Genomic DNA, 23,466 nt, shown 5'->3' on the forward strand with positions numbered 1-23,466 from the left:
ATGTTATTTCTCCACTTTAATCGCTTGCGGTTCGTAAATGGTTGATTCGTCACCGTAATACAGCTTGCCGATTTTAATCGGAATGCGGCCTTGCGATTTGCGATGTTTGTTGGAATCGCGCAGGGAATAGGCGCAGCCGCAATATTCTTGTTGGTAGAAGTTTTCGCGTTTGCTGATTTCAATCATACGCGCGCTGCCGCCGCCTTTGCGCCAGTTGAAATCCCAATAGGTTACGTCGTCAAACAAATCTGCCGCGCGATGGCCGCAGCCGTTGATTTGTTTCATGTCTTTCCAGCGTGAAATGCCGAGCGAGCTGGTGAACACGGGAAAGCCGTTGTCGTGGGCGTATTGAGCGGCTTTGACAAAACGCATATCGAAACACATGGTGCAACGGATGCCGCGCTCCGGCTCGAATTCCATGCCTTTGGCCAGCTCAAACCATTCTTTGCGGTCGTTTTCATAGTCGTCGTCTTTATCGACAAATGGGATGCCGAATTTTTCTGCAAAGCGCAGGTTTTCTTCTTTGCGCAACATGTATTCTTTGTGCGGGTGGATATTCGGATTGTAGAAATAAATGGTGTAATCGATACCGCTGGCGAGCATGGCTTCCATTACTTCGCCGGAACACGGCGCACAGCAGGAATGCAGCAGCACTTTTTTGTGGCCGTTGGGCGGGGTGAGGACAGGGCGGTCGATGTCGGTGACGATTAATTTTTCGTTTTGGCTCATGGTTTGATTCTGTGTGTTGAAATGTTTCAGACGGCCTGATTTAACAGTAGGCCGTCTGAAAGAATAAATAAGCTGTATTTTAGCAAATTATATGTTTGGCTGAAAGGCTGATAAAACAGAAAGGCCGTCTGAAGCCTTTGTTTTTACAATCATTCGGCCGGCTGTGTTTCAATTTGCGGTTGCTGCGGCAATTCGAATTCCTGGTAGTCAACGGCATTCACTTGATTTAATTCTTCAATGGAAAACGGATTTTCCACCGGCTCCATTTCCGGATTGTCTTCCATGGCCAATTCGGTTTGATTAAACAGGGCATCGGCATTCGGCCGGGTGGACAATTCTTTCAATAAGCCTTGATATTCTTTGGAATGTTTCATCAGTTCGGTGGCTGCGGTGCGTAGATTATCGACATCTTCAGCCGGCAGGTAGAAGCTGGTCGGAATATTCAAGACAGTTTCACGCAACGGTGATTCGGGCAGATCGCGCAGGCTTAAGCTGACAAAGGTCAGTGAAATCGGATTGCCGTTGGCATCTTTATATTTGGCTTCATTCCAACGGTCGGTAAAGGCACGAAAGCGGCGCAGTGATTCTTGTGAATATTTGCCGATCGGAATGTCGATAATGGCGTTCACCACATCGCGCATCCCCGGTACATCGGCAGTTTTGTCCAAATCGGTGTTGATTTGGTTTTGCGCATTAACATTAATCACCACTATGCGCTTGATTTTATGTGTACTCATTTGTTGCACCAGCATATTGCCGGAATACACTTCCGTCATGTCGAGCAGGCTGCGCATGCCGAGGTTATCGGTCAGGCCGCCGTCGAGCAGGTGGATATAAGGGCGGGATTGGCTGTCGCTGTATTGGAGAAAGTGTTCTTTAACTTCTTTTCGTGTAATGTTTTGCTGCTTATTTTTCCCTTCATCTTTTTGTACTGCAGCCTGAATGCGTTTGGGCGGCGTATAATTGCAGTTGCCGCCATTATTATTAAGCGTAAGCGGCGCAAACACTACCGGCACGGCACTGGAGGCTGCAACGGCACGGGCAATGCTTAATTTGCTTAAGTTTAAGCACATCGGATCAAAATATTCTTGGGTAAAATTCAGGCGTTCGCCTATGCCCATATCGGTCGCGCTGATGATGGCAAACGGGCCTTTGCGGCGTTTTTCCAAATCTTCAAACGTGGCCCTGCCGAATAAATAAGTTTCAAATTGTTCTTGCAGCAAATCACCGCGGCCGAACTCCCGTGAAGCGAGGCGTGGGATGTTGGTGGCAGAGAATGCCTGCCTGATGACTTTGCGTTGGAAATTTTGCCGTAAGAAACGGCGATAAAAGCTGGGAATAGTATCTGCTCCATGCAGCGAATAATAAGCAGCCAATACTGAGCCGCCGGATACGCCTACTACTAAATCAACGTTTTCGAGTAAGGATTTTTTTTGACCGTTGATCTGGACTTGCTGCTGATGCAATTGTTCTAGGACGCCATAACCCAAAGCCGCCGCACGCGTGCCACCGCCGGAAAACATCAAGACCATAAAAGTATCGTCTTGATTTTCTTTATTGGCATTGTCAAAACGATAGCCTTTGTTCAAATCCACTTTATTGATGGTTTCGAGCGGTTGATATTTCACCAGCGAACAAGCAGAAAGCATGATAGCCAGCGAGGCGGTGAGGGTGAGTTTCGCGGTTTTTTTCAGCATGATGGGTTGCTCGGCAAATAAAGAGAAAATATATTTTTGCAGAAGATGTATTCAGTTATTGTAGCTGAATCAGTTTTGAATAAATACACTAATGTATGTTAATTGTCAAAAAAGCCCGAACATGCCGGGCTTTTTTTAAATGATCAGTATTTGGCTAAAACTATGAAGCTTTATCGCCAATCTTGCTTTCTTTACCTGAAATCAGGTTAATAATATTGCTTTTATGGCGGTACAACACCAGCACCGCAATCACGGCAGTCGCCCATACCCACGAAGAGTAAGGCATTAAGAAATAGGCCACAATCGGACTGATTATGGTGGCAACCAAAGCCGCCAGTGAGGAAACTTTAAAACCGAAAGCCATCACCAGCCACACAATGGCGCATACCAAAGCGGTCGGCCAGGAAAGTGCCAGCAATGCCCCCAAGGCCGTGGCCACGCCTTTGCCGCCTTTGAAGCGGAAGAATATCGGCCACATATGCCCAACCAATACGGCTACTGCACACACGCCGATGGTGGCGGTGGTCAGGTTGATTTCGGTTTCCAGCCACCGAACCAGCCACACGGCCACAAAGCCTTTGAGCGCATCGCCCAGCAACGTGAGCGCGGCTGCTTTTTTCTTGCCGCTGCGCAAAACATTGGTTGCGCCCGGATTGGCCGAGCCATAAGTGCGCGGATCGTCCATGCCGTATGCTTTGGACACAATCACCGCAAAAGACAATGAACCGATTAAATAAGCTGAAGTAACCGCTAAAACATTGTACATTTTGTATGCTTTGCTTAGAATGAAAGCGGTATTCTATCCAAAAAACGGGACAATGCAAATGGATAAAATTTTTTTACGCGGCATGAAGGCCGATACGCTGATCGGCGTGTACGATTGGGAGCGCGAGCGTCTGCAGACGCTGGTGCTGGATTTAGACATCGGCGTGCCGGAAAAATCTGCACTGAGCGACGACATCGGCGATACGGTACACTATGGCGAAGTATGCGAAGCCGTGCGTAATAGTTTGCGCGAACAGGATTTTTTGTTGCTGGAAGTATTGGCCGAGCATGTGGCCAAGTTGATTTTGGAAGATTTCAATGCACTGTGGGTGCGCGTAAGAATCGTCAAACCGGGTATTCTGCCGGACGTAAAAGAAGTGGGCGTGGAAATCGAGCGCAGCAAAAATTGATTTCAGACGGCCTTTTGTCATACCTAAGGCCGTCTGAAAGCTTCGCTTCAGCGTTCAGTCGGCCTGTTTATCTTTATTGAAGAAAGAACATTATGGATTTAAAAGAAACCTGTATCAGCAGCGAACCGATTTACGAAGGTTCGTTTATCCGCATCAGCCGCGACCAAATCCGTTTGTCCAACGGCAAAGAAAGCCAACGCATGGTGATTCGCCATCCCGGTGCCGCCTGTGTGTTGGCCGTGACCGATAATGACGAAGTGGTGCTGGTGCGTCAATGGCGCTATGCCGCCGATCAGGCTGTATTGGAATTACCGGCGGGTAAATTGGATGTGGCCGGCGAAGATCCGGCCGAATGCGCCTTGCGCGAGTTGGCCGAAGAAACCAACTACACCGCCGACAGCGTAAAATTGCTGCATACTTTCTACACCGCAGTCGGCTTTTGCGATGAAAAAATGTATCTCTACCAAGCCGACGGCGTGCGTGTAGGCAGCACCTTGAGCAACGATGAAGACGAAATCACTGAAACAGTGTTGCTTAGCCGCGAAGCAGTGAAAGCCGCTTTGAAAAACGATGAAATCAAAGATGCCAAAACCTTGGTCGGCCTGCAATATTGGCTGATGAACAGCTGAATGCTTTTTCTATCTTAAAATTTTAATGAATTGATCATACTATTGTTTCAAATAAAAAGCTTACTTAAACAATATTTAAGTAGGCTTTTTATTTAACATCAAAGAATAAAATCTAACTATTAACATCATATTGATTTCTGCATGTTTTTACAGTTTGTCCGGTTTGATATAAATCAAATCGGGCATATAATGCGTAAGTCTTTCGGCCTACCCGTGGCTAAACTTTAGTGATAGGTGGCCGTTTGTTTTCATCTCAGGAATTTCCATGCCACGAATGCGTTCCGACAATCTGCTGCGCAGCCTGCTTTTGCCTTACCGCCGCCGCTTGTGGCTGCCGGTGAGTTTGGCGTGCGTGTCGGTGGCTTTGCTGATTGGGCAAAGCGCATTATTGGCACATTTGTTTGCCGATTGGCTTAATGTCGTGGTAGCCGGTACGGCGGTTAACCGTGATGTGTTGGTGCGTATTTTGCCGTGGCTGATGGCCTGTTTGCTGCTGCGGCCATTGTTGAATTTAGGCAAAGAGCGGCTGCTGCAAAACATCAGTTTGGATGCGCGCAGCAGCTTGCGGGCAACATTATTAGATGCCTTGGCAAATTTAGGGCCGACACGGCATCGCTACGGCAACGACGGCGCATTGAGCACGCAGGTGTTAGAGCAGGTCGATGCGCTCGATGGCTACATCAGCCGCTTTTATGTGCAAAGTCTGGTGGCGATCATCACGCCATTGGCGATTGTGGCGGCGGTATTTTTTCACAGCAAATTGGCGGCCGGACTTCTGCTGCTCACCGCGCCGCTGGTGCCGCTGTTTATGATTTTGGTCGGCAGCATGGCGGCGAATAAAAACCGCGAACAGTTAGACGTATTGGCGCAATTGGGCGGGCGTTTTTTGGATTTGGTGCGCGGTATGCCGACACTCAGGCGCTTGCGTGCGACGGATTGGGCGCAAAAGCAGGTGGCGCAATCGGCTTCACGCTATCAGCGAAAAACCATGGGCGTGTTGGCCTTGGCGTTTTTATCGGGCGCGGTGTTGGAATTGTTTGCTTCGCTGGCGATTGCGCTGGTGGCGGTGTATCTCGGCTTGGGGCTGATTGGTGTGTTGCCGTGGGCGCAGGGTGAAGTGCCGGTGCCGTATGAAAGTGCATTGTTTATTTTGTTGTTAGCGCCGGAATTTTATCTGCCTTTGCGCCAACTGGGCAGCGATTATCATGCCAAAGCACAAGCGCAAGCAGCGGCGGAAGCCTTGCAACCTTTATTGGCACATGCCGAGCAAAACGATTTTTCAGACGGCCTATTGAATGAGACAACAGCCCATCATGCGCCGGAAATTTTGTTGAACAAGGTCAGCATAAGCGATGGCGAGCGGCAACGCTTGGCCGAATTTTCGCTGCATATTCCGTCTGCCGCGCGTATCGGCATCGGTGGCGAGAGTGGCATCGGTAAATCGAGTTTGTTGCAAGCTTTGCTTGGTTTTGCGGGTTATCAGGGTGAGATTTTGGTTAATGGCAAAAACCATCGCGACCAAATTGCCCAACTGCGGCAGCAAACCGCGTATCTGGCGCAATCGGCCACTCTGATGCGCGGCAGCATCCGCCATAATTTGCGCTTGGCCAAAGCTGAAGCCGATGAATACGATATGCAGCATGTTTTAAAGCAGGTCGGCTTGTGGGACGTGGTTGCCCGATTGCCGCAAGGTTTGGATACGCCACTGGGTGAGCGCGGACGCGGTTTATCGGGCGGGCAGCAGCAGCGGCTTTCCTTGGCGCAATTACTGCTGCGCGATTGTGATTTGTGGCTGCTGGACGAGCCTTGCGCCCATTTGGATGCGCAAACCGCTGCCGAAATTTATGCCTTGCTTGATACACTCAGCCGCGGCAAAACCGTGCTGCTGGTGAGCCATGATTGGCAGGAAATCGACTGGCTGGATCAAACGGTGATTTTGGGGACGCAGCATGGAAAAGCATAAATTCCGTTTGCGCGAATTATGGCAGTCGCAAGCCGAAAAATGGCTGCTGGCATGGGCTTTGGGTGCGCTAACTTTATTGGCGACGGTGGCCTTGCTGGCGGTGTCGGGCTGGTTTATCAGCGCGGCGGCGGTGGCCGGTTTGGCCGCAATGGCGACGGCTTATACCTTCGACTATTTCCGCCCCGGTGCCATTATTCGTGCCTTGGCAATTATCCGCACCGCCGGCCGATACGGCGAGCGCTTGGCTTCACACAATGCCGTGTTGGCGCTACTGCGTGATTTGCGTATTCGTTTGTTTGCGAACCTGACGCAAGCTTGGGATAAGGCCAATGTTTCGGCGCAAATCATGCACAGGCTGACCGGTGACATTGACTTGCTCGACAATCTGCCGCTGCGGTTTTTTATGCCGTGGTTGTGGGCTTTACTGCTTCAGACGGCCTTTTTATTGTGGCTGGCTTTTGTTGCGCCGAGTTTAGCGATTGCGATTGCCTTGCCTTTGTTGCTGGCCGGAATCGTGTTGCCTGCTTTGGCTGCCGTTCACGGCAAAAAGCTGGCGCGCGAAGATGCCGACCAAGCCGAAGCCTGCCGCACTTTGCTGCTTGAGCCTTTGCAGATGCTGACACCGTTGCTGCTGTGGCGGCGCTGGACAGATTGCCGCCGCGAGTTTATCGCCGCCGATGAAGCCTACGGCCAATTGAAGCGCCGCCAACAAGCCTTGGCTTCGCTGTATGGCTGGTTGCAACAATGTTTGCTGGCGACCGTGGTCGGGTTGATGATTTGGCAGGCCTTGTCCTTATTGCAAGCGCAGGATTTGAGCGTGCCGGTATTGCTGGCGATGGTGTTGGCGGTGTTCGGGTTGAACGAAGTATTGTCGCCGTTGGCAGCGCAATTTATGGCTTACGGTTTTGCCGCCGCCGCCCGCGACCGCTTGAACGAATTAACCATGCCGTCTGAAACGGTTTTAAACATTCAAAATCAAAATGTTCAGACGGCCTTGAATGATATTAGCCACATTACTGTTGAGAATCTTGACGCCCGATACACCGGCGCATTAAACGGCGCGGAAAAGGTTTCTTTTACGCTGGCAAAAGGCGAAGCGCTGATTATCCGTGGCAAATCCGGCTGCGGTAAATCGACTTTGCTGGACGTATTGGCCGGAGAGTTGGCGGCGCAATCAGGCCGTCTGAACATGGGCGGGCAGGAATACGATTTTGCGGCGGTGAACTATTTGGCGCAGCAAGTCGATATTTTCGATATGAGCCTGGCCGACAACCTGCGCTTGGGTGATGAACATATCAGCGATGAAGACTTATGGCGCGTGTTGGCGCAAGTGGTGCTGGCCGATTGGGCAAGGGCGCAGCCGCAGGGTTTGCAAACGCCTTTGGGCGAATACGGCGCAGCGGTATCGGGCGGACAAGCCAGACGAATCGCTTTGGCGCGTTTGCTGTTGCATCCAAAACCTGTTTTGCTGTTGGACGAGCCGTTTGCCGGATTAGATGAAACCACACGCGGGCAGATTTGGCAGATGCTGCGTGAAGCGCAAGCCGATGGCTTTTTGATTGCCGCCAGCCATCATTTGCCCAAGGATTCGGATGACCAAATTTTAGAGATAAACAGCGAATCATTGTTTCAGACGGCCTCAATGACAAGGCCGTCTGAAACCAAAATTAGAAAAAAAGATAATTAATGAATACGTTACCCACACATTTTCTTGATGATTAACACCACATACTTATAAGGAGTATTTCGTATGGATGTGATTGAGCTCTCGCGGCTCCAGTTTGCCGTTACGGCGCTATATCACTTTCTCTTCGTGCCGCTCACGCTGGGCTTATCGTGGATTTTGGTGATTATGGAAGCTGTGTATGTGATGACGGGCAAGGTGATTTACCGCGACATGACCCAGTTTTGGGGCAAGTTGTTCGGCATTAACTTTGCCTTGGGCGTGACGACCGGCATTACCATGGAATTTCAGTTCGGTACCAACTGGTCATATTATTCGCACTATGTCGGCGATATTTTCGGCGCGCCGCTGGCTTTGGAAGGCTTGATGGCGTTCTTTATGGAAGCGACATTGGTCGGCCTGTTTTTCTTCGGCTGGGATCGCATGACCCGCCGCCAGCATTTGTTGGTGACCATATTTATGGCGCTGGGTACCAATCTTTCCGCTTTGTGGATTTTGGTGGCCAATGGTTGGATGCAAAATCCCGTCGGCGCGGTGTTCAATTTGGAAACCATGCGTATGGAAATGACCAGCTTTGTCGATGTGTTCTTCAATCCGGAAGCGCAAAATAAATTCGTGCATACGGTATCGGCAGGTTATGTCACCGGCTCGATGTTTGTTTTGTCGATTTCAAGCTGGTATCTGCTGCGTAAGAAAGATATTGAGTTTGCGAAAAAAAGCTTCCGCATCGCGGCGGCTTTTGGCATGGCATCGATTTTGTCGGTTATCGTGTTAGGCGACGAATCGGGCTACAGCATCGGCCATGCCCAAAAAACCAAAATGGCAGCGTTGGAAGCGATGTGGGAAACCGAGCCTGCGCCGGCCTCGTTTAACCTGATTGCCATTCCCAACGAACAAGAAATGAAAAACGATTTTGCCGTGCATATCCCCTATGTGATGGGCATCATCGGCACACGCTCGCTGGATAAGGAAATTCCGGGCATTAAAGACATCGTAGCGGAAAATCGCCAGCGCATCGAATCGGGACAGCAAGCCGTGACCGCATTGGAAACGCTGCGTCAAAACCGCGATGATACCGCCGCGCGTGATGTGTTTGAGCAGCACCAAGACAATCTCGGCTTCGGTTTGCTGTTGAAACAATACACCGACAATGTGGCCGCTGCCACGCCGGAAATGAAAGATCAAGCCGCGCGTGAGACCATTCCGAAAGTGGCGCCGCTGTTTTGGAGCTTCCGCGTGATGGTGTTCAGCGGCGTGGTGATGCTGCTGGTATTCGGCTTGAGCTTCTGGCATTCGGTGAAAAACACTTTCGCCCATAAAAAATGGCTGCTGCGCTTGGCGGTGATTTCGCTGCCGCTGCCGTGGATTGCGATTGAGGCAGGCTGGCTATTGGCAGAATACGGCCGCCAACCGTGGACGATTTACGGTGTGCTGCCGACGCATTTGTCGGCATCGTCATTATCGGTGACATCGCTGTATGGTTCGCTGGCGGGCTTTATCGCGTTTTACACTGTATTGCTGGTGGTGGAAGTGTATTTGATGCGCAAATACATCAGTCAAGGGCCGGGCTCGCTCGGCACAGGCCGCTACGACAATGAAGCGCATTAAGGAGACAGAGAATGGATATTGTCAATTTCTTTGATTACGCCAGCCTGAAATTTGTTTGGTGGCTCTTGATTGGTTTTCTGATTGCCGGTTTTGCCGTGATGGACGGCCACGACATGGGCATCTGCACACTGCTGCCGTTTGTCGCCAAAACCGATGAAGAACGCCGCGTGGTGGTCAACACCATCGGCGCGACATGGGAAGGCAACCAAACATGGCTGATTACCGGCGCGGGCGCGATTTTTGCCGCGTGGCCGATTATTTACGCCACCGCGTTTTCCGGTTTCTACTGGGCGATGCTGGCGGTGTTGTGGGCGATGTTTTTCCGGCCGGTCGGCTTCAAATACCGCAGCTTGGTGAAAAATCCGACATGGCGCAAAACATGGGACTGGGGCTTGTTTGTCGGCTCGTTTGTTCCGGCTTTGTTGTTCGGCGTGGCCTTGGGCAATGTGATTCAGGGCGTGCCGTTTCACTTTGACGACACCATGCGCTCGTTTTACACCGGCTCGTTTTGGGCATTGTTGAACCCGTTTGCCTTATTGTGCGGCTTGGTTTCTGTGGCGATGCTGGTGTTACACGGTGCGATTTTCCTGATGAATAAAACCGAAGGTGTGGTTTATCAGCGCACGCGCAAGGTGTTATTTCCTGCTTTAATTGCTACTTTGGTGTTATTCAGCATCGGCGGATGGTGGGTGGCCACGGGTGTGGACGGCTATGTTGTGACCGCCGGCACACTCAGCCCCGACACACTGCCAAACCCTTTGGGCAAAGAAGTGACCCAACAAACCGGCGCTTGGTTAAACAACTACCAGCAATATCCGCTGACCATGTTGGTGCCGCTGATAGCCTACGCCGGATTCATCATCGGCACGTTGCTGGCACGCATGGATAAAATGGGTGCGGCGTTTTTCTTCTCAGCCTTGGGCGTAATTGGCGTCATCGGCACATTCGGCGTGTCGCTGTTCCCATTTATCATGCCGAGCAGCAGCGACTTGCGCTCGAGCTTGACCGTGTGGGATTCCACTTCCAGCCATCTGACTTTGGTGGTGATGCTGTTTTCAACCGCAATTATGATGCCGATTATCTTGGCCTATACATCGTGGGCGTATAAGGTGATGAGCGGCAAAGTGACTGTGGAAGACATCCGTGAAAACGATCACAGCGCGTATTAACACGATTCAGACGGCCTATTGATTTTGAGGCCGTCTGAAAACAGAAAGGAACCAACAATGTGGTATTTTGCATGGATTTTGGGCTTGGGCTTTGCCGTGTTGCTCGCCATCATGAATGCAATGTGGGGCGAATTTGAGCAAGACCGCGATAAGCTGTTTGCCAAAGAAGATGAGGCCGTCTGAAAACGGGCACGCCCACATCAACTAAGTTAGCAAAATGCCGTCTGAAATATGTTTTAATCTGTTTCAGACGGCATTTTCTTTATCCCTTATAATGAGGCCGTCTGAAAGGAAATCCTGCTTGAAATGAACACCTATCCCTTAGCCCAAACGCTCGAAATCATCGCCAACGCCCCGCAAGCCTTGCTGTATCTTTCTGGCACGAATTGCGGCGTGTGCCATGCGATGAAACCGCGCGTGCAGGCTTTGGCGGAAAAACATGCGCTGACAGCTTTAGAAATCAATTTGAGCGAGCAAACCGAAGCAGCGGCTGTGTTTGAAGTGCTGACCATTCCGGCGGTGTTGCTGTATGCACATGGTAAGGAATACCACCGCCAAGCAAGATTTATCGATTTACAAGCGCTTGAACAGCAAATGAAGCAGCCACCGCTTGAGCATACGGATTATGCGGAAATCTTTAAATAGGCCGTCTGAAAAAACTGCCAGATTGAAAACCGCCGTTCCATCCCTATCTTTATCATCTATCAAACCCTTACCCGACGAGCCGTTCCGTGAGCGAAACCCAAGACTTCAATTTAGATTTATTCCTAAAAAACCTGCCCAATTTACCGGGCGTGTACCGCATGTTTGATGCAGAAAACAATGTATTGTATGTCGGTAAAGCGGTGAATTTGAAGCGCAGGGTGTCGAGCTATTTCCAAAAAAACGATTTATCGCCACGCATACGGTTAATGGTAAAACAGGTTCACCACATCGAAACCACGGTCACACGCAATGAAACTGAAGCCTTGATTTTGGAAAACAATTTCATCAAGGCCTTGTCGCCGAAATACAATATTTTGTTTCGCGACGATAAAAGCTATCCGTATTTGATGTTCAGCGGGCATGAGTTTCCGCAGATGGCGTATTACCGCGGCACCTTGAAAAAGCCGAATCAGTATTTCGGCCCGTATCCCAACGGCTATGCCGTGCGCGACAGTATTCAGATTTTGCAGAAAGTATTCAAGCTGCGCACTTGTGAAGACAGCGTATTCGAGCATCGCGAGCGCGCCTGCCTGCTTTATCAGATTAAACGCTGCTCGGGGCCTTGTGTCGGCCATATTTCGCCGGAAGATTACCGAGCCGATGTCAATCAGGCGGCCACGTTTTTGAATGGCAAAACCGACGAACTCACCCAAGTTTTGCACCATAAAATGAACCGCGCGGCCGATATGCTAAATTTTGAAGAAGCAGCCAAATACCGCGACCAGATTCAGGCTTTGGGCGTGATTCAGAGCCGCCAGTATATCGACAGCAAAAATCCGAATAACCCCAACGACATCGACTTACTCGCCGCCGTGGTTTCAGACGGCCTTGTGTGCATCCATTGGGTGAGCGTGCGCGGCGGGCGGCATGTCGGCGATAAAAGCTTCTTTCCCGATGTGCGCCACGATCCGGATCCCAATCTGCAGGATTACGCCGAAGCCTTTGTCGCGCAACATTATTTGGGTAAAGACAAGCCCGACATCATCATCAGTAATTTCAGCTTGCCCGAAAGCCTGCAACAAGCCTTGATTGGCGAGCAGGGCAGGCAGATTCAGTTTGTCACCAAAACCATCGGCGAGCGCAAAGTCTGGATGAAAATGGCCGAACAAAATGCGCGCATTGCCATCGGCCAGCGCCAATTACAGCAAAGCAGCCAGCAAAACCGCATCGAAGAATTGGCCAAAGTGTTGAACATGGATTCAGACGGCCTCAAACGCCTAGAATGCTTCGACATCAGCCATATGCAGGGCGAAGCAACCATCGCGTCCTGCGTGGTGTATGACGAACAGGCCATGCAGTCGAGCCAATACCGCCGCTACAACATCACCACCGCCAAAGCCGGTGACGATTACGCCGCCATGCGCGAAGTATTGACCCGCCGTTACGGCAAAATGCAGCAGGCCGAAGCCAACGGCGAAGCAGTGAAATGGCCGGATGCCGTGTTGATTGACGGCGGCAAAGGCCAAATCGGCGTGGCCGTGAGTGTGTGGGAAGAATTGGGTTTGACCATTCCGCTGATCGGCATTGCCAAAGGCCCCGAGCGCAAAGCCGGTTTGGAAGAGTTGATTTTACCGTTTACCGGCGAAGTGTTCCGCCTGCCGCCAAACAGCCCGGCGCTGCACCTGCTGCAAACCGTGCGCGACGAATCGCACCGCTTTGCCATCACCGGCCACCGTAAAAAACGCGATAAAGCACGCGTTACCTCATCGCTGACCGACATCCCCGGCGTAGGCAGCAAACGCCGAAAAGCCTTGCTTACCCGCTTCGGCGGCCTACGCGGCGTGGCCGCAGCGAGCAAGGAAGATTTGGCGCAAGTGGAAGGCATCAGCAGCGCATTGGCAGAGAAGATTTATGAGCATTTGCATTAGTGGATTTAAGAAGGTTGGATATAAGTATCCGAGCTGCGATTGTTGTGATATGTGGGAATAAACAAAGCCGTCTGAAAGATTTGCGGCATTTAGTTCAAGATTGTCGGATACAAGTATCCGACCTACGCTTGCTAAGACGATTTACGGCCTTTACCCAGATATTCCATTAAGAGGCCGATAACAAACAGACCGGCAACGATACTGCTGATAATCGGATAGAAGGCAAATCCTACGGCAAACATCACCAATATGAGTAGGACTGCAAAAGCCAGCCCCAACATGCCGAAAATATCATCGATAAATGCGACTAATTCTTTAGGCAACTTGAATGTGGGCATGTGCGGCTCCGAAAAAACATTTATTTTACAGGGACTTTAATCTATTTCATCTAATTTGGCAATAGCTATTACCGTCGGTACCAGCAAACGAGCAAGCGTAGGGGGCAACTCGTTGCCCACGCGTTTTAACTCGTATCCGATATTTCTAAAAATGCCGTCTGAAAGATAATAAAACTTTTCAGACGGCATGCAAGCTTATCCCTTACTTTTCGCCGCAATCATTGCGCGCAAATTGGCCAAATGGCTTTTGCCTTCTTCCTTGCTGACAATTGGTTCGCCGCCTTGACGGCCTAAGATTTTCAAATCTTCCTGCGGCATTTCGTCGATAAAACGGCTGGGCTCGGGAAATTGCCATGTGCCTTGTCGCTTGCGTTTGATGCAGTGGGTGAGAGTTAATTGGCGTTTGGCGCGGGTGATGCCGACATACATCAGGCGGCGTTCTTCTTCGACGTTGCTTTCTTCGATGCTGTCGGCGTGAGGCAAAATGCCTTCTTCGCAGCCGACTAAAAATACATACGGATATTCCAAGCCTTTGGAAGCGTGCAGGGTGGAGAGTTTGACTGCGTCGTTTTCTTCTTCGTCTTTGCCTTCCAGCAGCGTCATCAGCGCGATGGTTTGCGCGATTTCGATGATGTTTTTGCCGTCTTCATCGCCTTTGCGTTGCAGCCATGAGGTTAAATCGGTGACGTTGCGCCATTTGATTTCTCCGGCTTTGCCTTCTTCGCTGATGAGCAGATGGTTTTCATAGCCGATTTCTTCCAGCAGGCTGGTGATGAGTTCGCCTGCATCGGCCACTTCGGCGCGGTTGCGGTAGGCTTCCATCATGTGCATAAATGCTTGTAAATGCTCGCGGTTGGTGGTGTTGAGCAGGGCTAAGGCTGCTTCGGTTTGGGCGGCTTCGTATAGGCTGCACTCGTGTTCGTGGGCGTAGGTATTGAGTTTGCCCAGCGTGACGTCGCCGATGCCGCGTTTGGGTGTGGTCACGGCGCGTAAAAAGGCAGGGTCGTCGGCCGGATTGGCAATCAGGCGGATGTAGGCCAATACGTCTTTAATCTCGGCTTTGTCGAAAAAACTTTGTCCGCCGGAAAGCTGATAGGGCACGCGTGCGCTGCGTAGGGCTTCTTCAAACACACGCGCTTGATGGTTGCCGCGATAAAGCACGGCAAAATCGGCATATTTGGCTTTGTCGCCCGCCACGACTTTTTGTTTGACGATTTGGCTGACCACCCATTCGGCTTCGTGCTGCTCGTTTTGACACGCCACCACTTTCACCACTTCGCCCATGCCGAATTGCGACCATAAGGTTTTTTGGAACAATTTCGGATTGTTTTCAATCACTTTGTTGGCGATTTTTAGAATCCGCGCGGTGGAGCGGTAGTTTTGCTCAAGTTTAATCACCTTCATTTGCGGATAATCCTGCTGCATTTGGCGCAGGTTTTCCATGTTGGCGCCACGCCAAGCGTAAATCGATTGGTCGTCATCGCCCACCGCGGTGAACATGCCTTCCGCGCCGGTAAGCAGCTTCATCAGCGTGAATTGGCAGGTGTTGGTATCTTGGCATTCATCGACCAGTAAATAGCGCAAACGCAGCTGCCATTTGTGGCGCACTTCGCTGTTTTGCTGCAACAAAAGCGTGGGCAGGCGGATCAGGTCGTCAAAATCCACTGCCTGATAGCTTTCCAAAGTGGCTTGATAACCGGCATAAATTTGTGCAGTTTGCTTTTCCCATTCGTTTGAGGCCGTCTGAAACGCGATTTCAGGCGTTTGCAGATTGTTTTTCCATAGTGAGATTTGGTGCTGTGCTTTGAATACGGCTTCTTTGCCCGTGCCGCCCAACAGCTCGCCGATGATTTTGGCGCTGTCGGTGCCATCTAAGATGGAAAAGTTTTTTTTGTAGCCAATTTGCGCCGCTTCTTCACGCAAAATACGCATGCCCAACGAGTGAAACGTGCAAATCGTCAGCCCGCGTGTTTTCGATTTGGGCAGCATTTTTGCCACGCGCTCCTGCATTTCCTTTGCCGCTTTGTTGGTAAAGGTAATCGCCGCGACTTGATGGCCGGCATAGCCGATGTTGACCAGCAAATGCTTGATTTTCTGCGTAATCACGCCGGTTTTGCCACTGCCGGCGCCGGCCAGCACCAAAAGTGGCCCACCCAAATAATTCACAGCGGCTTGTTGTTGGGTATTGAGTTTCATAAGACGATAGGGGGAATGTGTTTGGAACAGGATTATAACATCGGGTAAAAGAACAGGCCGTCTGAAAAGTGTTGGGCAAACAAATTTCAGACGACCTTTTAAGAATGGATAAGCGAATTTTTAAGCGGCTAACCACTCATTAATCGCGGCTTCCAAGCGCTGCATGCCTTCTTGCAAATCTTCATGGTTCAGCAGCAGACTTGGGGCAAAGCGCACGACATTCGGGCCGGCAACCAGCACCATCAGGCCGTGTTTTAAGGCGGCGTTGAAGATTTCACCGGCGCGGTTTTCATATTGATCGGCCATCACGGCACCAAGCAGCAAGCCCATGCCGCGGACTTGTTTGAATACGCCGGTGCGCTCACTGATTTGTTGTAAGGCCGTCTGAAGTTTTTCGCCTTGGGTTTGCACATGGCTTAAGGTTTCAGGCGAGTTGATGATGTCGAACGCGCGATTGGCAACGGCGCAGGCTAATGGGTTGCCGCCGAAGGTAGAGCCGTGTGTACCGGGGCCGAAAGTTGGGGCGATGGCATCGGTGGTGACAATCGCGCCAATTGGGAAGCCGCAGCCGAGCGCTTTGGCTAAGCTCATGATGTCGGGTTTCACGCCATAATGCTCGTAGGCAAACAATTTGCCGGTGTGGCCGACGCCGGTTTGCACTTCATCAAAAATTAGTAAGGCATTATGTTGGTCGCACAAGCGGCGGGCGGCTTCAAGATATTCTTGCGTGGCAGGCAAAATGCCGCTTTCGCCTTGAATTGGCTCGATAATCACGGCGCACGTTTTTTCGCTGATGGCGGCTTCGAGCGCGGCGATGTCGTTAAACTCAACGTGGGTAATGCCTTGTGGCAGCGGCGCGTAATCTTGGCTGTATTTTGGTTGACCGCCGACGGATACGGTAAACAGCGTACGGCCGTGGAAACTGTTGACGCAGGCGATGATTTCAGTTTTGTGTTCGCCAAAATGGTCGCGACCGTGTTTACGGGCAAGTTTCAGCGCGGCTTCGTTGGCTTCGGCGCCGGAATTGCAGAAAAACACTTTGTCGCCGAAGCTATTTTCGACCAAGCGGCGAGCCAAATCTTGCGCGGGTTGGGTGGTGTAGATATTGGAAATGTGCCACACTTTTTGCGCTTGCTGGTTCAGCGCGTCAATCAGCACGGGATGGCTGTGACCCAAGGCGTTTACGGCGATGCCACCTGATAAGTCAATCAGCTCACGACCTTCGGTATCCCACACGCGGCTGCCCGAGGCGCGCTCGGGAATCATTGGGGCGAATGAGAAATTGGGGGTGAGATAGTTGCTCATGGCGGCTTCCTTTATTGAAATGGGTTGGCTGTTTTTTATAAAAATGAGCCTTTGATTATGCGCCGATTGTTAACGATTTTCAAGACAAAAGGCCGTCTGAAAACGATATTTTCAGACGGCCTTTAATCATCGCAATCAAATCGAGTATTCGATTAATTCGTTTTGCGAGAAGATGTAGATTTGTTTTGGCACCAATGCGAGCTCATTGCCCACGGCTAAGGCCAAGCGGGCGGCATCGCTGCCGGCTAGGGTGATGTGCACATCGCGGTTGTCGTGTTTGACGGTGACGTGGGTCAAAGCGCCGACAGCGTGGATTTTTTCAACCGTGGCGGTGAGCATCGGCGTTTGGCCGGCTTGGGCAATTTGCCATTCATGCGGGCGGATATAGCCGGTGGCCAATTGTTCCTGCCATTTGTATTGGCGGTCGAGCGGCCATTGATAGCTGCCGTAATGCCACACGCCTTTTTCGATGCGGCCTTCGAAGGCATCGGTTTCGCCTAAAAATTCGGTGACAAACGCGTTTTCCGGCTGGCGGTAAATGTGGTCTGCGCTGCCGGTTTGCTCGATGTGGCCGTGATTCATCACCACAATTTCATCGGATACTTCCAAGGCTTCTTCTTGGTCGTGGGTGACGAGAATGCTGGTCACGCCGAGATTATGGTGAATGTCGCGCAGCCAGGTGCGTAATTCTTTGCGGACTTTGGCATCGAGCGCGCCGAATGGTTCGTCCAGCAGCAGCAATTTCGGTTCAACCGCTAAAGCTCGGGCAAGGGCGATGCGCTGGCGTTGGCCGCCTGAAAGCTGGTGCGGATAAGATTTGGCCAAATGCGAAAGCTGCACCAAGCTCAATAATTCTTCCACTTTGGCGCGGATTTTTTCCTTGCTCGGGCGTTCGTTTTTCGGCAATACGGTCAAGCCGAAAGCCACATTGTCGAACACGTTCATGTGGCGGAACAAGGCGTAATGTTGGAACACAAAGCCAACTTTGCGGTCGCGCACATGTTTGTCGGTAACGTCTTGGCCATCGAACAGGATTTTGCCGTTGTCGGAAGTTTCCAAGCCGGCAATAATACGCAACAGCGTGGTTTTGCCGCAGCCAGATGGCCCCAGCAGCGAAACCAATTTTCCAGTCGGCACGTTTAGATTGATGTTTTTCAGCGCGTGGAAATTGCCGAAATGTTTGTTTAAGTTTTCAATGGTGATGCTCATGCGTTTCTCTCCGCTGCGGCGAGTTTTTTCTCTTGCATTTTGGTGATGAAGTTTTGTAAGGCTAAGGTGGCTAAGGCCAATAAGGCCAATACACCGGATAGGGCAAAGGCGCCGGTAAAGTTGTATTCGTTGTAGAAGATTTCCACTAAAAGCGGGATGGTGTTAGTCTCACCGCGAATATGGCCGGACACCACACTTACGGCGCCGAATTCACCCATGGCGCGCGCATTGGTCAGAATCACGCCGTAGAGCAGCGCCCATTTGATATTGGGCAAGGTCACGCGCCAAAACATTTGCCAGCCACTCGCACCCAAAATCAAGGCCGCCTGCTCTTCACTGTCGCCCTGTGCCTGCATCAGTGGAATTAGTTCACGCGCCACAAAGGGAAAGGTTACAAACAAAGTGGCCAATACAATGCCCGGAATGGCAAAAATAATCTGAATGCCTTGCGCTTCGAGCCAGCCGCCCAAGACGGTGTGTGCGCCAAACAGCAACACAAACATCAAACCGGCCACCACCGGCGACACCGAAAACGGCAAATCAAGCAAAGTTGTCAGCAATTGCTTGCCACGGAAATCAAAGCGCGTGAGCAGCCAAGCCATGGCAATGCCTAACACGGCATTCACCGGCACCACAATAGCAGCGGTAATCAAGGTCAGTTGAATGGCTGACCATGCTTCGGGATCGGTAATCGATTGCACATATAAATCCCAACCGCCTTTTAGGGCTTCGTAAAACACCACCACCAGCGGCACCACCAGCATCACCAGCAGGAATAGCAAGGCAATGGCGATTAAGGTAAAACGCAGCCAGCGTGGTTCGGTCAGGTTTGGATTGGAAGAATGAGTTTGCATAATCAATGTCTTTTTTCTATTCCAAAAGTTTCAGACGGCCTATCAAGCTTTGGCGCCGGCGCGTTTGCTCAATGCCCATTGCGTTACGTTTAAGGCAAATAAAATCGCAAACGAAATCATCAGCATAAATAACGCCACCGCCGAGGCACCCTGCACATCAAACTGCTCCAGTTTGCCGGTAATAATCAGCGGCAAAATCTCGGAAACCATCGGAATATTGCCGGCAATAAAAATTACTGAGCCGTATTCTCCGGTTGCACGGGCAAACATCATGCCGGCGCCGGTAATCAAGGCCGGCATGATTTCCGGCAGCAATACGCGGCGGAAAGTGGTAAAGCGGTTGGCACCTAAAGTGGCCGCTGCTTCTTCGTATTCACCCGATAATTCTTCCAGCACCGGCTGCACGGCACGCACGATAAACGGCAGGCTTACCACCACCAGCGCAATCCAAATGCCGATGGGGGTAAAGGCAATTTTGATACCCAAAGGTTCGAACCATTGGCCGATCCAGCCGTTTGGCGCATATAAAGTCGCCAAGGCAATACCGGTGACGGCGGTAGGCAGGGCAAAGGGTAAATCTACCAAAGCATTTACCAGACTTTTGCCCGGAAACTCATAGCGCACCAACACCCACGCGACCAAAGTGCCGAACACAATATTGGTCAGCATGGCGTAAAACGACATTTTCAGAGTCAGCCATACCGCTGCCAAAACGTTAGGCTCGGCAATAGTTTGCCAAAAAGCCGTCCAACCGATTTCGCCGGCTTTGGCGGCCATCATGGCAAACGGCAACACGACCAAGAGCGACAAACACAACACGGTCAGCCCTAAGCTGATTTTGAAACCGGGTAAGACACTGGGGGTTTTCAGTAATAACATGGTTTGATAACAGAATAGTGATTATGGGCATCACTTTATAGAAGCCGTCTGAAAAAGGGAAAGAATGGTTTGTTTGTTACAAAGATGATTTTGTTATATATGTTGCTGGGAAGTGGACTGGAAAAGGGTTTGATAAAAAAAGGCCGTCTGAAACTTATGTTTCAGACGACCTTTTAAGACAATAGCTTATGCGGCAAACTGTCGGCTAAATTCGATAAATTCCGCTTTTTTGGCTTTGGCTTTACCCGAATCAATCGCTTCTTGGGCGGCGGTGACACCGGCAGCCAAAGAGTTCACCACGTTGCCTGCATACAGGGCGGCAGCAGCATTAAGCACCACAATGTCGCGTGCAGCGCCGTATTCACCGTTTAAAACGTCATCCATTTTTTGCAGCGATTCTTCGCTGTTTTCCACGCGGATGTCGTCAAGGTTGCGGCGGATTTCCATGCCAAAATCTTGTGGATTGATGTCGTATTCGCGGATGGTGCCGTCTTTTAATTCAGCTACACGGGTGTTACCGGTAAGGGTGATTTCATCCAAGCCGCCTTCACCACAGACTACCAGCACATGTTTCGAACCCAATTGCTGCAACACACGCGAGAGAATGCCGCACAAATCAACGTGGAACACGCCCAAAAGCTGGTTCGGCGCACCTGCCGGATTCGTTAACGGGCCTAAAATATTGAAAATGCTGCGGAAGCCCAATGAACGGCGTACCGGTGCAACATGACGCATGGCGCTGTGGTGGTTTTGTGCAAACATAAAACCCATGCCGGTTTGTTCTATACTTTGGGCAACTTGTTCGGGGGTAACATTCAATACTGCACCCATTTGTTCCATCACATCGGCCGCGCCGCTGGAAGAAGACACCGAGCGGCCGCCGTGTTTCGCCACTTTGGCACCGGCTGCGGCGGCTACAAACATGGCCGTGGTTGAGATATTGAAGGTTTTCGCACCATCACCGCCTGTACCGACGATATCGACTAAATTATCATCATGGTTGACTGCCACTTTGGTAGAGAATTCACGCATCACGGCAGCAGCAGCAGTGATTTCGGATACGGTTTCCACTTTAATGCGCAAGCCTGTCATAATCGCCGCAATTTGTTCCGGCGGCACTTGACCGCTCATGATTTGGCGCATCAAATCGGTCATTTCGTCATAAAAAAGCTCATTGTTGCTGATTAAACGTTCAATTGCCTGTTGTGGCGTAATCATATGGTTTCCTTTGGAAAAAAATGAACTTGATACAGATTATTTAAGCGCATTTCTAAGTTTATATAAAGAATATTCACCTTATGCTTTAATCATTTGAGATTTGTTATCTGAATTGAATGATCAGAACCTTAACCTTCAAATGAAATATGGTGCTTCAATCTGTGTACAGACGAAAATCTTTGAATTCTTTTAAGAAATTACGCAGCATGTCGTGGCCGTATTCGGTCAGCAAGGCTTCAGGATGGAATTGTACACCTTCGATGGCATAGTGTTTGTGGCGCACGCCCATGATTTCTTGGTCATCCGTCCATGCGGTAACTTCAAGGCAATCGGGCAGGGTGTGGCGATCGATCACCAAGCTGTGATAGCGCGTGCAAGTCACGGGATTAGGCAAACCTTTAAACATGCCCTGATTGGTGTGATGAACCGGCGAAACTTTGCCATGCATTAAGGTTTGCGCACGCACTACATTGCCGCCAAACGCTTCGCCGATGGTTTGATGGCCGAGACACACGCCCATAATCGGCAGCTTACCGGCAAAATACTGCATGGCGGCCACGGAAATGCCTGCTTCTTTCGGTGAACACGGGCCGGGGCCGATAATCAGGTATTGTGGTTTGAGCGCGGCGATTTCTTCCAATGTAATGTCGTCATTACGGCGCACCACAACTTCTTGGCCGAGTTCGGCAAAATATTGCACGATGTTGTAGGTGAAGCTATCGTAGTTATCAATAAAAAGCAGCATTTTTAACCTTTTGTATTTATTTGTTTTATGTTTCAGACGGCCTGAGAACTTTGCAAAACTCTAAATTTGAGTACAGTTCAAAGTTGGAGCAGCACAGAAAGTGAATACATATCATGAAGATAGGCAAGATTTCAAGCAGCGCACAACAAAGAAATGTGCCAAAGATAGGGATTTTGCAAAGGTCCCGACCTAATTTTTCACCAACGCCAAGTTATCGGGATCATTGATAAACAACCACATTTTTTCATCGGTGGTAAACACGCCGTTGCGAATGAGATAGTGTAAATCGTGTTTGACTTGTACATCGGCTTTGCGTATCACCACACGCATATTGTTGCGGAATGCGGCCATTTCAAGAATTTTGGCGGCAAACTTCGGCTGGTGTAAACGGGCATGGGCGAGCGGATTACGGTGAATGTATTCATTTAATTTGCGGGCGCTGCTTTTGAAATCGGTGTGCAGCGGGTCGATGAATACGATGTGAAACGGCATCCGGCTGAGGTAATCGTGTTCGATATCCATCATCTGCGCCTTTTCTATTAAATCTTGAATGATGTTTATCTTATCAGCAATTCAGGCCGTCTGAAAGAATTTTTGCGTGGGGAAATTCTTTCAGACGGCCTGTTTTCATGCTGCATTGCTTTACGGCAATTTCGGTTTGACTTTCACGCTTAAAGGCAGATGGTCGGAAAGCATTTGCCAGTTGCGGCTGTTGTGGATTTGGGTTTCCATGATGTCCAAATTGCGCGTATAAACCCGGTCAAGGCTCAGCAGCGGCATGCGGGAAGGGAAGGTTTTCGGGCGTTTGCCATTGCTGTCGAGAAATACTTCATCTAAGTTGAGCGCCTTGCCCAGCGAAATAGCCGATTTATAGCGCCAATCGTTGAAATCACCGGCAATAATCAATGGGCTTTGGCTATCAATCTGCTGGCTGACGTATTCGAAAATCGCGTGATATTGCTTGGCGCGGTCAGGTTCGCGCAAATTCAAGTGGGCACATAAACAGACCAAAGGCACATCCCAACCTTCCGGCAACACTTCACAATGCAACACGCCGCGCTGCTCGTGTTTGTTGACCGTGATATTCAGGTTATTGCGGGTTTCTAGTGGCAGATGACTGAGAATGGCATTGCCGTGATGACGCTGCGGATAGATGGCATTTTTGCCGTAGCTGCGGTTGAACGAAAGATAGTCACCCAATACATCATAATGCGGCTCACTCGGGTATTCGAGAATTTTGCTGCTGCGGTTGGCATGCATGCCTTGCACTTCCTGCAGAAACAACACATCTGAATTAAGCGATTGCAAGGCATCACCCATGCTGTCGAGCTGGTATTTGCGGTTGAGCGCCGACATGCCTTTGTGCATATTGTAAGACGTAATGGTAACGGGATGTGGTGACATGACATGACCTCACTGTGTGTTTTGTTATGCGTCGGCTCATGATTGGATTTGTATTGAAGCCGACTGTTTTCCTCACTAAAGTATAACACCA

Annotated in this window: 22 protein-coding genes; 9 read left to right on the forward strand and 13 right to left on the reverse strand. The window is 50.4% G+C overall.

Features of this window, described 5'->3' with window-relative positions:
• Window positions 1-3: 3 nt before the first annotated feature.
• From ACM67B_RS05415 to plsY, 3 genes are all read right to left on the reverse strand, one after another.
• On the reverse strand, window positions 4-729 hold the full coding sequence (locus ACM67B_RS05415) for an epoxyqueuosine reductase QueH (RefSeq protein ID WP_416190476.1): 726 nt from the start codon (window positions 727-729) through the stop codon (window positions 4-6).
• A 149-nt stretch (window positions 730-878) separates the two neighbouring features.
• The gene (locus ACM67B_RS05420; protein ID WP_416190477.1) at window positions 879-2,426 is read right to left on the reverse strand and encodes a patatin-like phospholipase family protein; all 1,548 of its coding nucleotides are present in this window, start codon (window positions 2,424-2,426) and stop codon (window positions 879-881) included.
• A 160-nt stretch (window positions 2,427-2,586) separates the two neighbouring features.
• Window positions 2,587-3,192: a glycerol-3-phosphate 1-O-acyltransferase PlsY gene (plsY, locus tag ACM67B_RS05425; RefSeq protein WP_416190478.1), complete on the reverse strand. Its 606-nt coding sequence runs from the start codon at window positions 3,190-3,192 to the stop codon at window positions 2,587-2,589.
• A 58-nt stretch (window positions 3,193-3,250) separates the two neighbouring features.
• On the opposite strand from plsY, the gene folB reads away from it, so the two are divergent.
• The 9 genes from folB (at window position 3,251) to uvrC (ending at window position 13,227) form a co-directional block, all read left to right on the forward strand.
• Window positions 3,251-3,601 (forward strand): dihydroneopterin aldolase, encoded by a 351-nt coding sequence (gene folB / locus ACM67B_RS05430; protein ID WP_095503498.1) that lies wholly within the window; start codon window positions 3,251-3,253, stop codon window positions 3,599-3,601.
• A 92-nt stretch (window positions 3,602-3,693) separates the two neighbouring features.
• On the forward strand, window positions 3,694-4,230 hold the full coding sequence (locus ACM67B_RS05435) for an NUDIX hydrolase (RefSeq protein ID WP_416190479.1): 537 nt from the start codon (window positions 3,694-3,696) through the stop codon (window positions 4,228-4,230).
• Window positions 4,231-4,495: 265 nt separating this feature from the next.
• The gene (cydD, locus tag ACM67B_RS05440) at window positions 4,496-6,193 is read left to right on the forward strand and encodes a thiol reductant ABC exporter subunit CydD (RefSeq protein WP_416190480.1); all 1,698 of its coding nucleotides are present in this window, start codon (window positions 4,496-4,498) and stop codon (window positions 6,191-6,193) included.
• Window positions 6,180-7,880, forward strand: coding sequence for a thiol reductant ABC exporter subunit CydC (gene cydC, locus ACM67B_RS05445; protein ID WP_416190481.1), 1,701 nt, complete (start codon window positions 6,180-6,182; stop codon window positions 7,878-7,880). Before cydD ends, cydC begins: the two co-directional genes overlap by 14 nt.
• A 63-nt stretch (window positions 7,881-7,943) precedes the next feature.
• Window positions 7,944-9,485: a cytochrome ubiquinol oxidase subunit I gene (locus ACM67B_RS05450; RefSeq protein ID WP_416190482.1), complete on the forward strand. Its 1,542-nt coding sequence runs from the start codon at window positions 7,944-7,946 to the stop codon at window positions 9,483-9,485.
• 11 nt (window positions 9,486-9,496) lie between these two features.
• On the forward strand, window positions 9,497-10,654 hold the full coding sequence (gene cydB, locus ACM67B_RS05455) for a cytochrome d ubiquinol oxidase subunit II (RefSeq protein ID WP_416190483.1): 1,158 nt from the start codon (window positions 9,497-9,499) through the stop codon (window positions 10,652-10,654).
• A 57-nt stretch (window positions 10,655-10,711) separates the two neighbouring features.
• Window positions 10,712-10,837: a cytochrome bd-I oxidase subunit CydX gene (cydX, locus tag ACM67B_RS05460; protein ID WP_096295327.1), complete on the forward strand. Its 126-nt coding sequence runs from the start codon at window positions 10,712-10,714 to the stop codon at window positions 10,835-10,837.
• Between the two features lie 123 nt (window positions 10,838-10,960).
• Window positions 10,961-11,299 carry a thioredoxin family protein gene (locus tag ACM67B_RS05465; protein ID WP_416188791.1) on the forward strand — a complete coding sequence of 113 codons (339 nt, stop codon included), beginning with the start codon at window positions 10,961-10,963 and terminating at the stop codon, window positions 11,297-11,299.
• Between the two features lie 86 nt (window positions 11,300-11,385).
• Window positions 11,386-13,227, forward strand: coding sequence for an excinuclease ABC subunit UvrC (gene uvrC / locus ACM67B_RS05470; RefSeq protein ID WP_416188792.1), 1,842 nt, complete (start codon window positions 11,386-11,388; stop codon window positions 13,225-13,227).
• A 131-nt stretch (window positions 13,228-13,358) separates the two neighbouring features.
• Here the strand turns inward: uvrC and ACM67B_RS05475 are convergent, their stop codons facing one another.
• The 10 genes from ACM67B_RS05475 to ACM67B_RS05520 all read right to left on the reverse strand — a co-directional run bounded on the left by ACM67B_RS05475 (window position 13,359) and on the right by ACM67B_RS05520 (window position 23,375).
• On the reverse strand, window positions 13,359-13,565 hold the full coding sequence (locus tag ACM67B_RS05475; protein WP_416188793.1) for a hypothetical protein: 207 nt from the start codon (window positions 13,563-13,565) through the stop codon (window positions 13,359-13,361).
• A 195-nt stretch (window positions 13,566-13,760) separates the two neighbouring features.
• On the reverse strand, window positions 13,761-15,761 hold the full coding sequence (gene rep / locus ACM67B_RS05480; protein WP_416188794.1) for a DNA helicase Rep: 2,001 nt from the start codon (window positions 15,759-15,761) through the stop codon (window positions 13,761-13,763).
• A 120-nt stretch (window positions 15,762-15,881) separates the two neighbouring features.
• Window positions 15,882-17,066 (reverse strand): acetylornithine/succinyldiaminopimelate transaminase, encoded by a 1,185-nt coding sequence (locus ACM67B_RS05485; RefSeq protein ID WP_416188795.1) that lies wholly within the window; start codon window positions 17,064-17,066, stop codon window positions 15,882-15,884.
• A 135-nt stretch (window positions 17,067-17,201) separates the two neighbouring features.
• Window positions 17,202-18,275, reverse strand: coding sequence for a sulfate/molybdate ABC transporter ATP-binding protein (locus tag ACM67B_RS05490; RefSeq protein WP_416188796.1), 1,074 nt, complete (start codon window positions 18,273-18,275; stop codon window positions 17,202-17,204).
• On the reverse strand, window positions 18,272-19,129 hold the full coding sequence (gene cysW, locus ACM67B_RS05495) for a sulfate ABC transporter permease subunit CysW (protein WP_416188797.1): 858 nt from the start codon (window positions 19,127-19,129) through the stop codon (window positions 18,272-18,274). The genes ACM67B_RS05490 and cysW overlap by 4 nt, the downstream gene beginning before the upstream one ends.
• Before the next feature lie 42 nt (window positions 19,130-19,171).
• Complete coding sequence (gene cysT / locus ACM67B_RS05500) at window positions 19,172-20,008, reverse strand: sulfate ABC transporter permease subunit CysT (RefSeq protein ID WP_416188798.1); 837 nt, start codon at window positions 20,006-20,008, stop codon at window positions 19,172-19,174.
• 186 nt (window positions 20,009-20,194) lie between these two features.
• Window positions 20,195-21,226, reverse strand: coding sequence for an anthranilate phosphoribosyltransferase (gene trpD / locus ACM67B_RS05505; protein WP_416188799.1), 1,032 nt, complete (start codon window positions 21,224-21,226; stop codon window positions 20,195-20,197).
• A 154-nt stretch (window positions 21,227-21,380) separates the two neighbouring features.
• Entirely contained in the window at window positions 21,381-21,971 is a 591-nt protein-coding gene (locus tag ACM67B_RS05510; RefSeq protein ID WP_416188800.1) for an aminodeoxychorismate/anthranilate synthase component II, read from the reverse strand.
• Window positions 21,972-22,160: 189 nt separating this feature from the next.
• Window positions 22,161-22,496, reverse strand: a complete 336-nt coding sequence (locus ACM67B_RS05515) for a hypothetical protein (RefSeq protein WP_416188801.1) — start codon at window positions 22,494-22,496, stop codon at window positions 22,161-22,163.
• Between the two features lie 117 nt (window positions 22,497-22,613).
• Complete coding sequence (locus ACM67B_RS05520; protein ID WP_416188802.1) at window positions 22,614-23,375, reverse strand: endonuclease/exonuclease/phosphatase family protein; 762 nt, start codon at window positions 23,373-23,375, stop codon at window positions 22,614-22,616.
• Window positions 23,376-23,466 lie beyond the last annotated feature (91 nt).

Source organism: Neisseria sp. CCUG17229 (assembly GCF_047839235.1).
Lineage (GTDB): Bacteria > Pseudomonadota > Gammaproteobacteria > Burkholderiales > Neisseriaceae > Neisseria > Neisseria brasiliensis.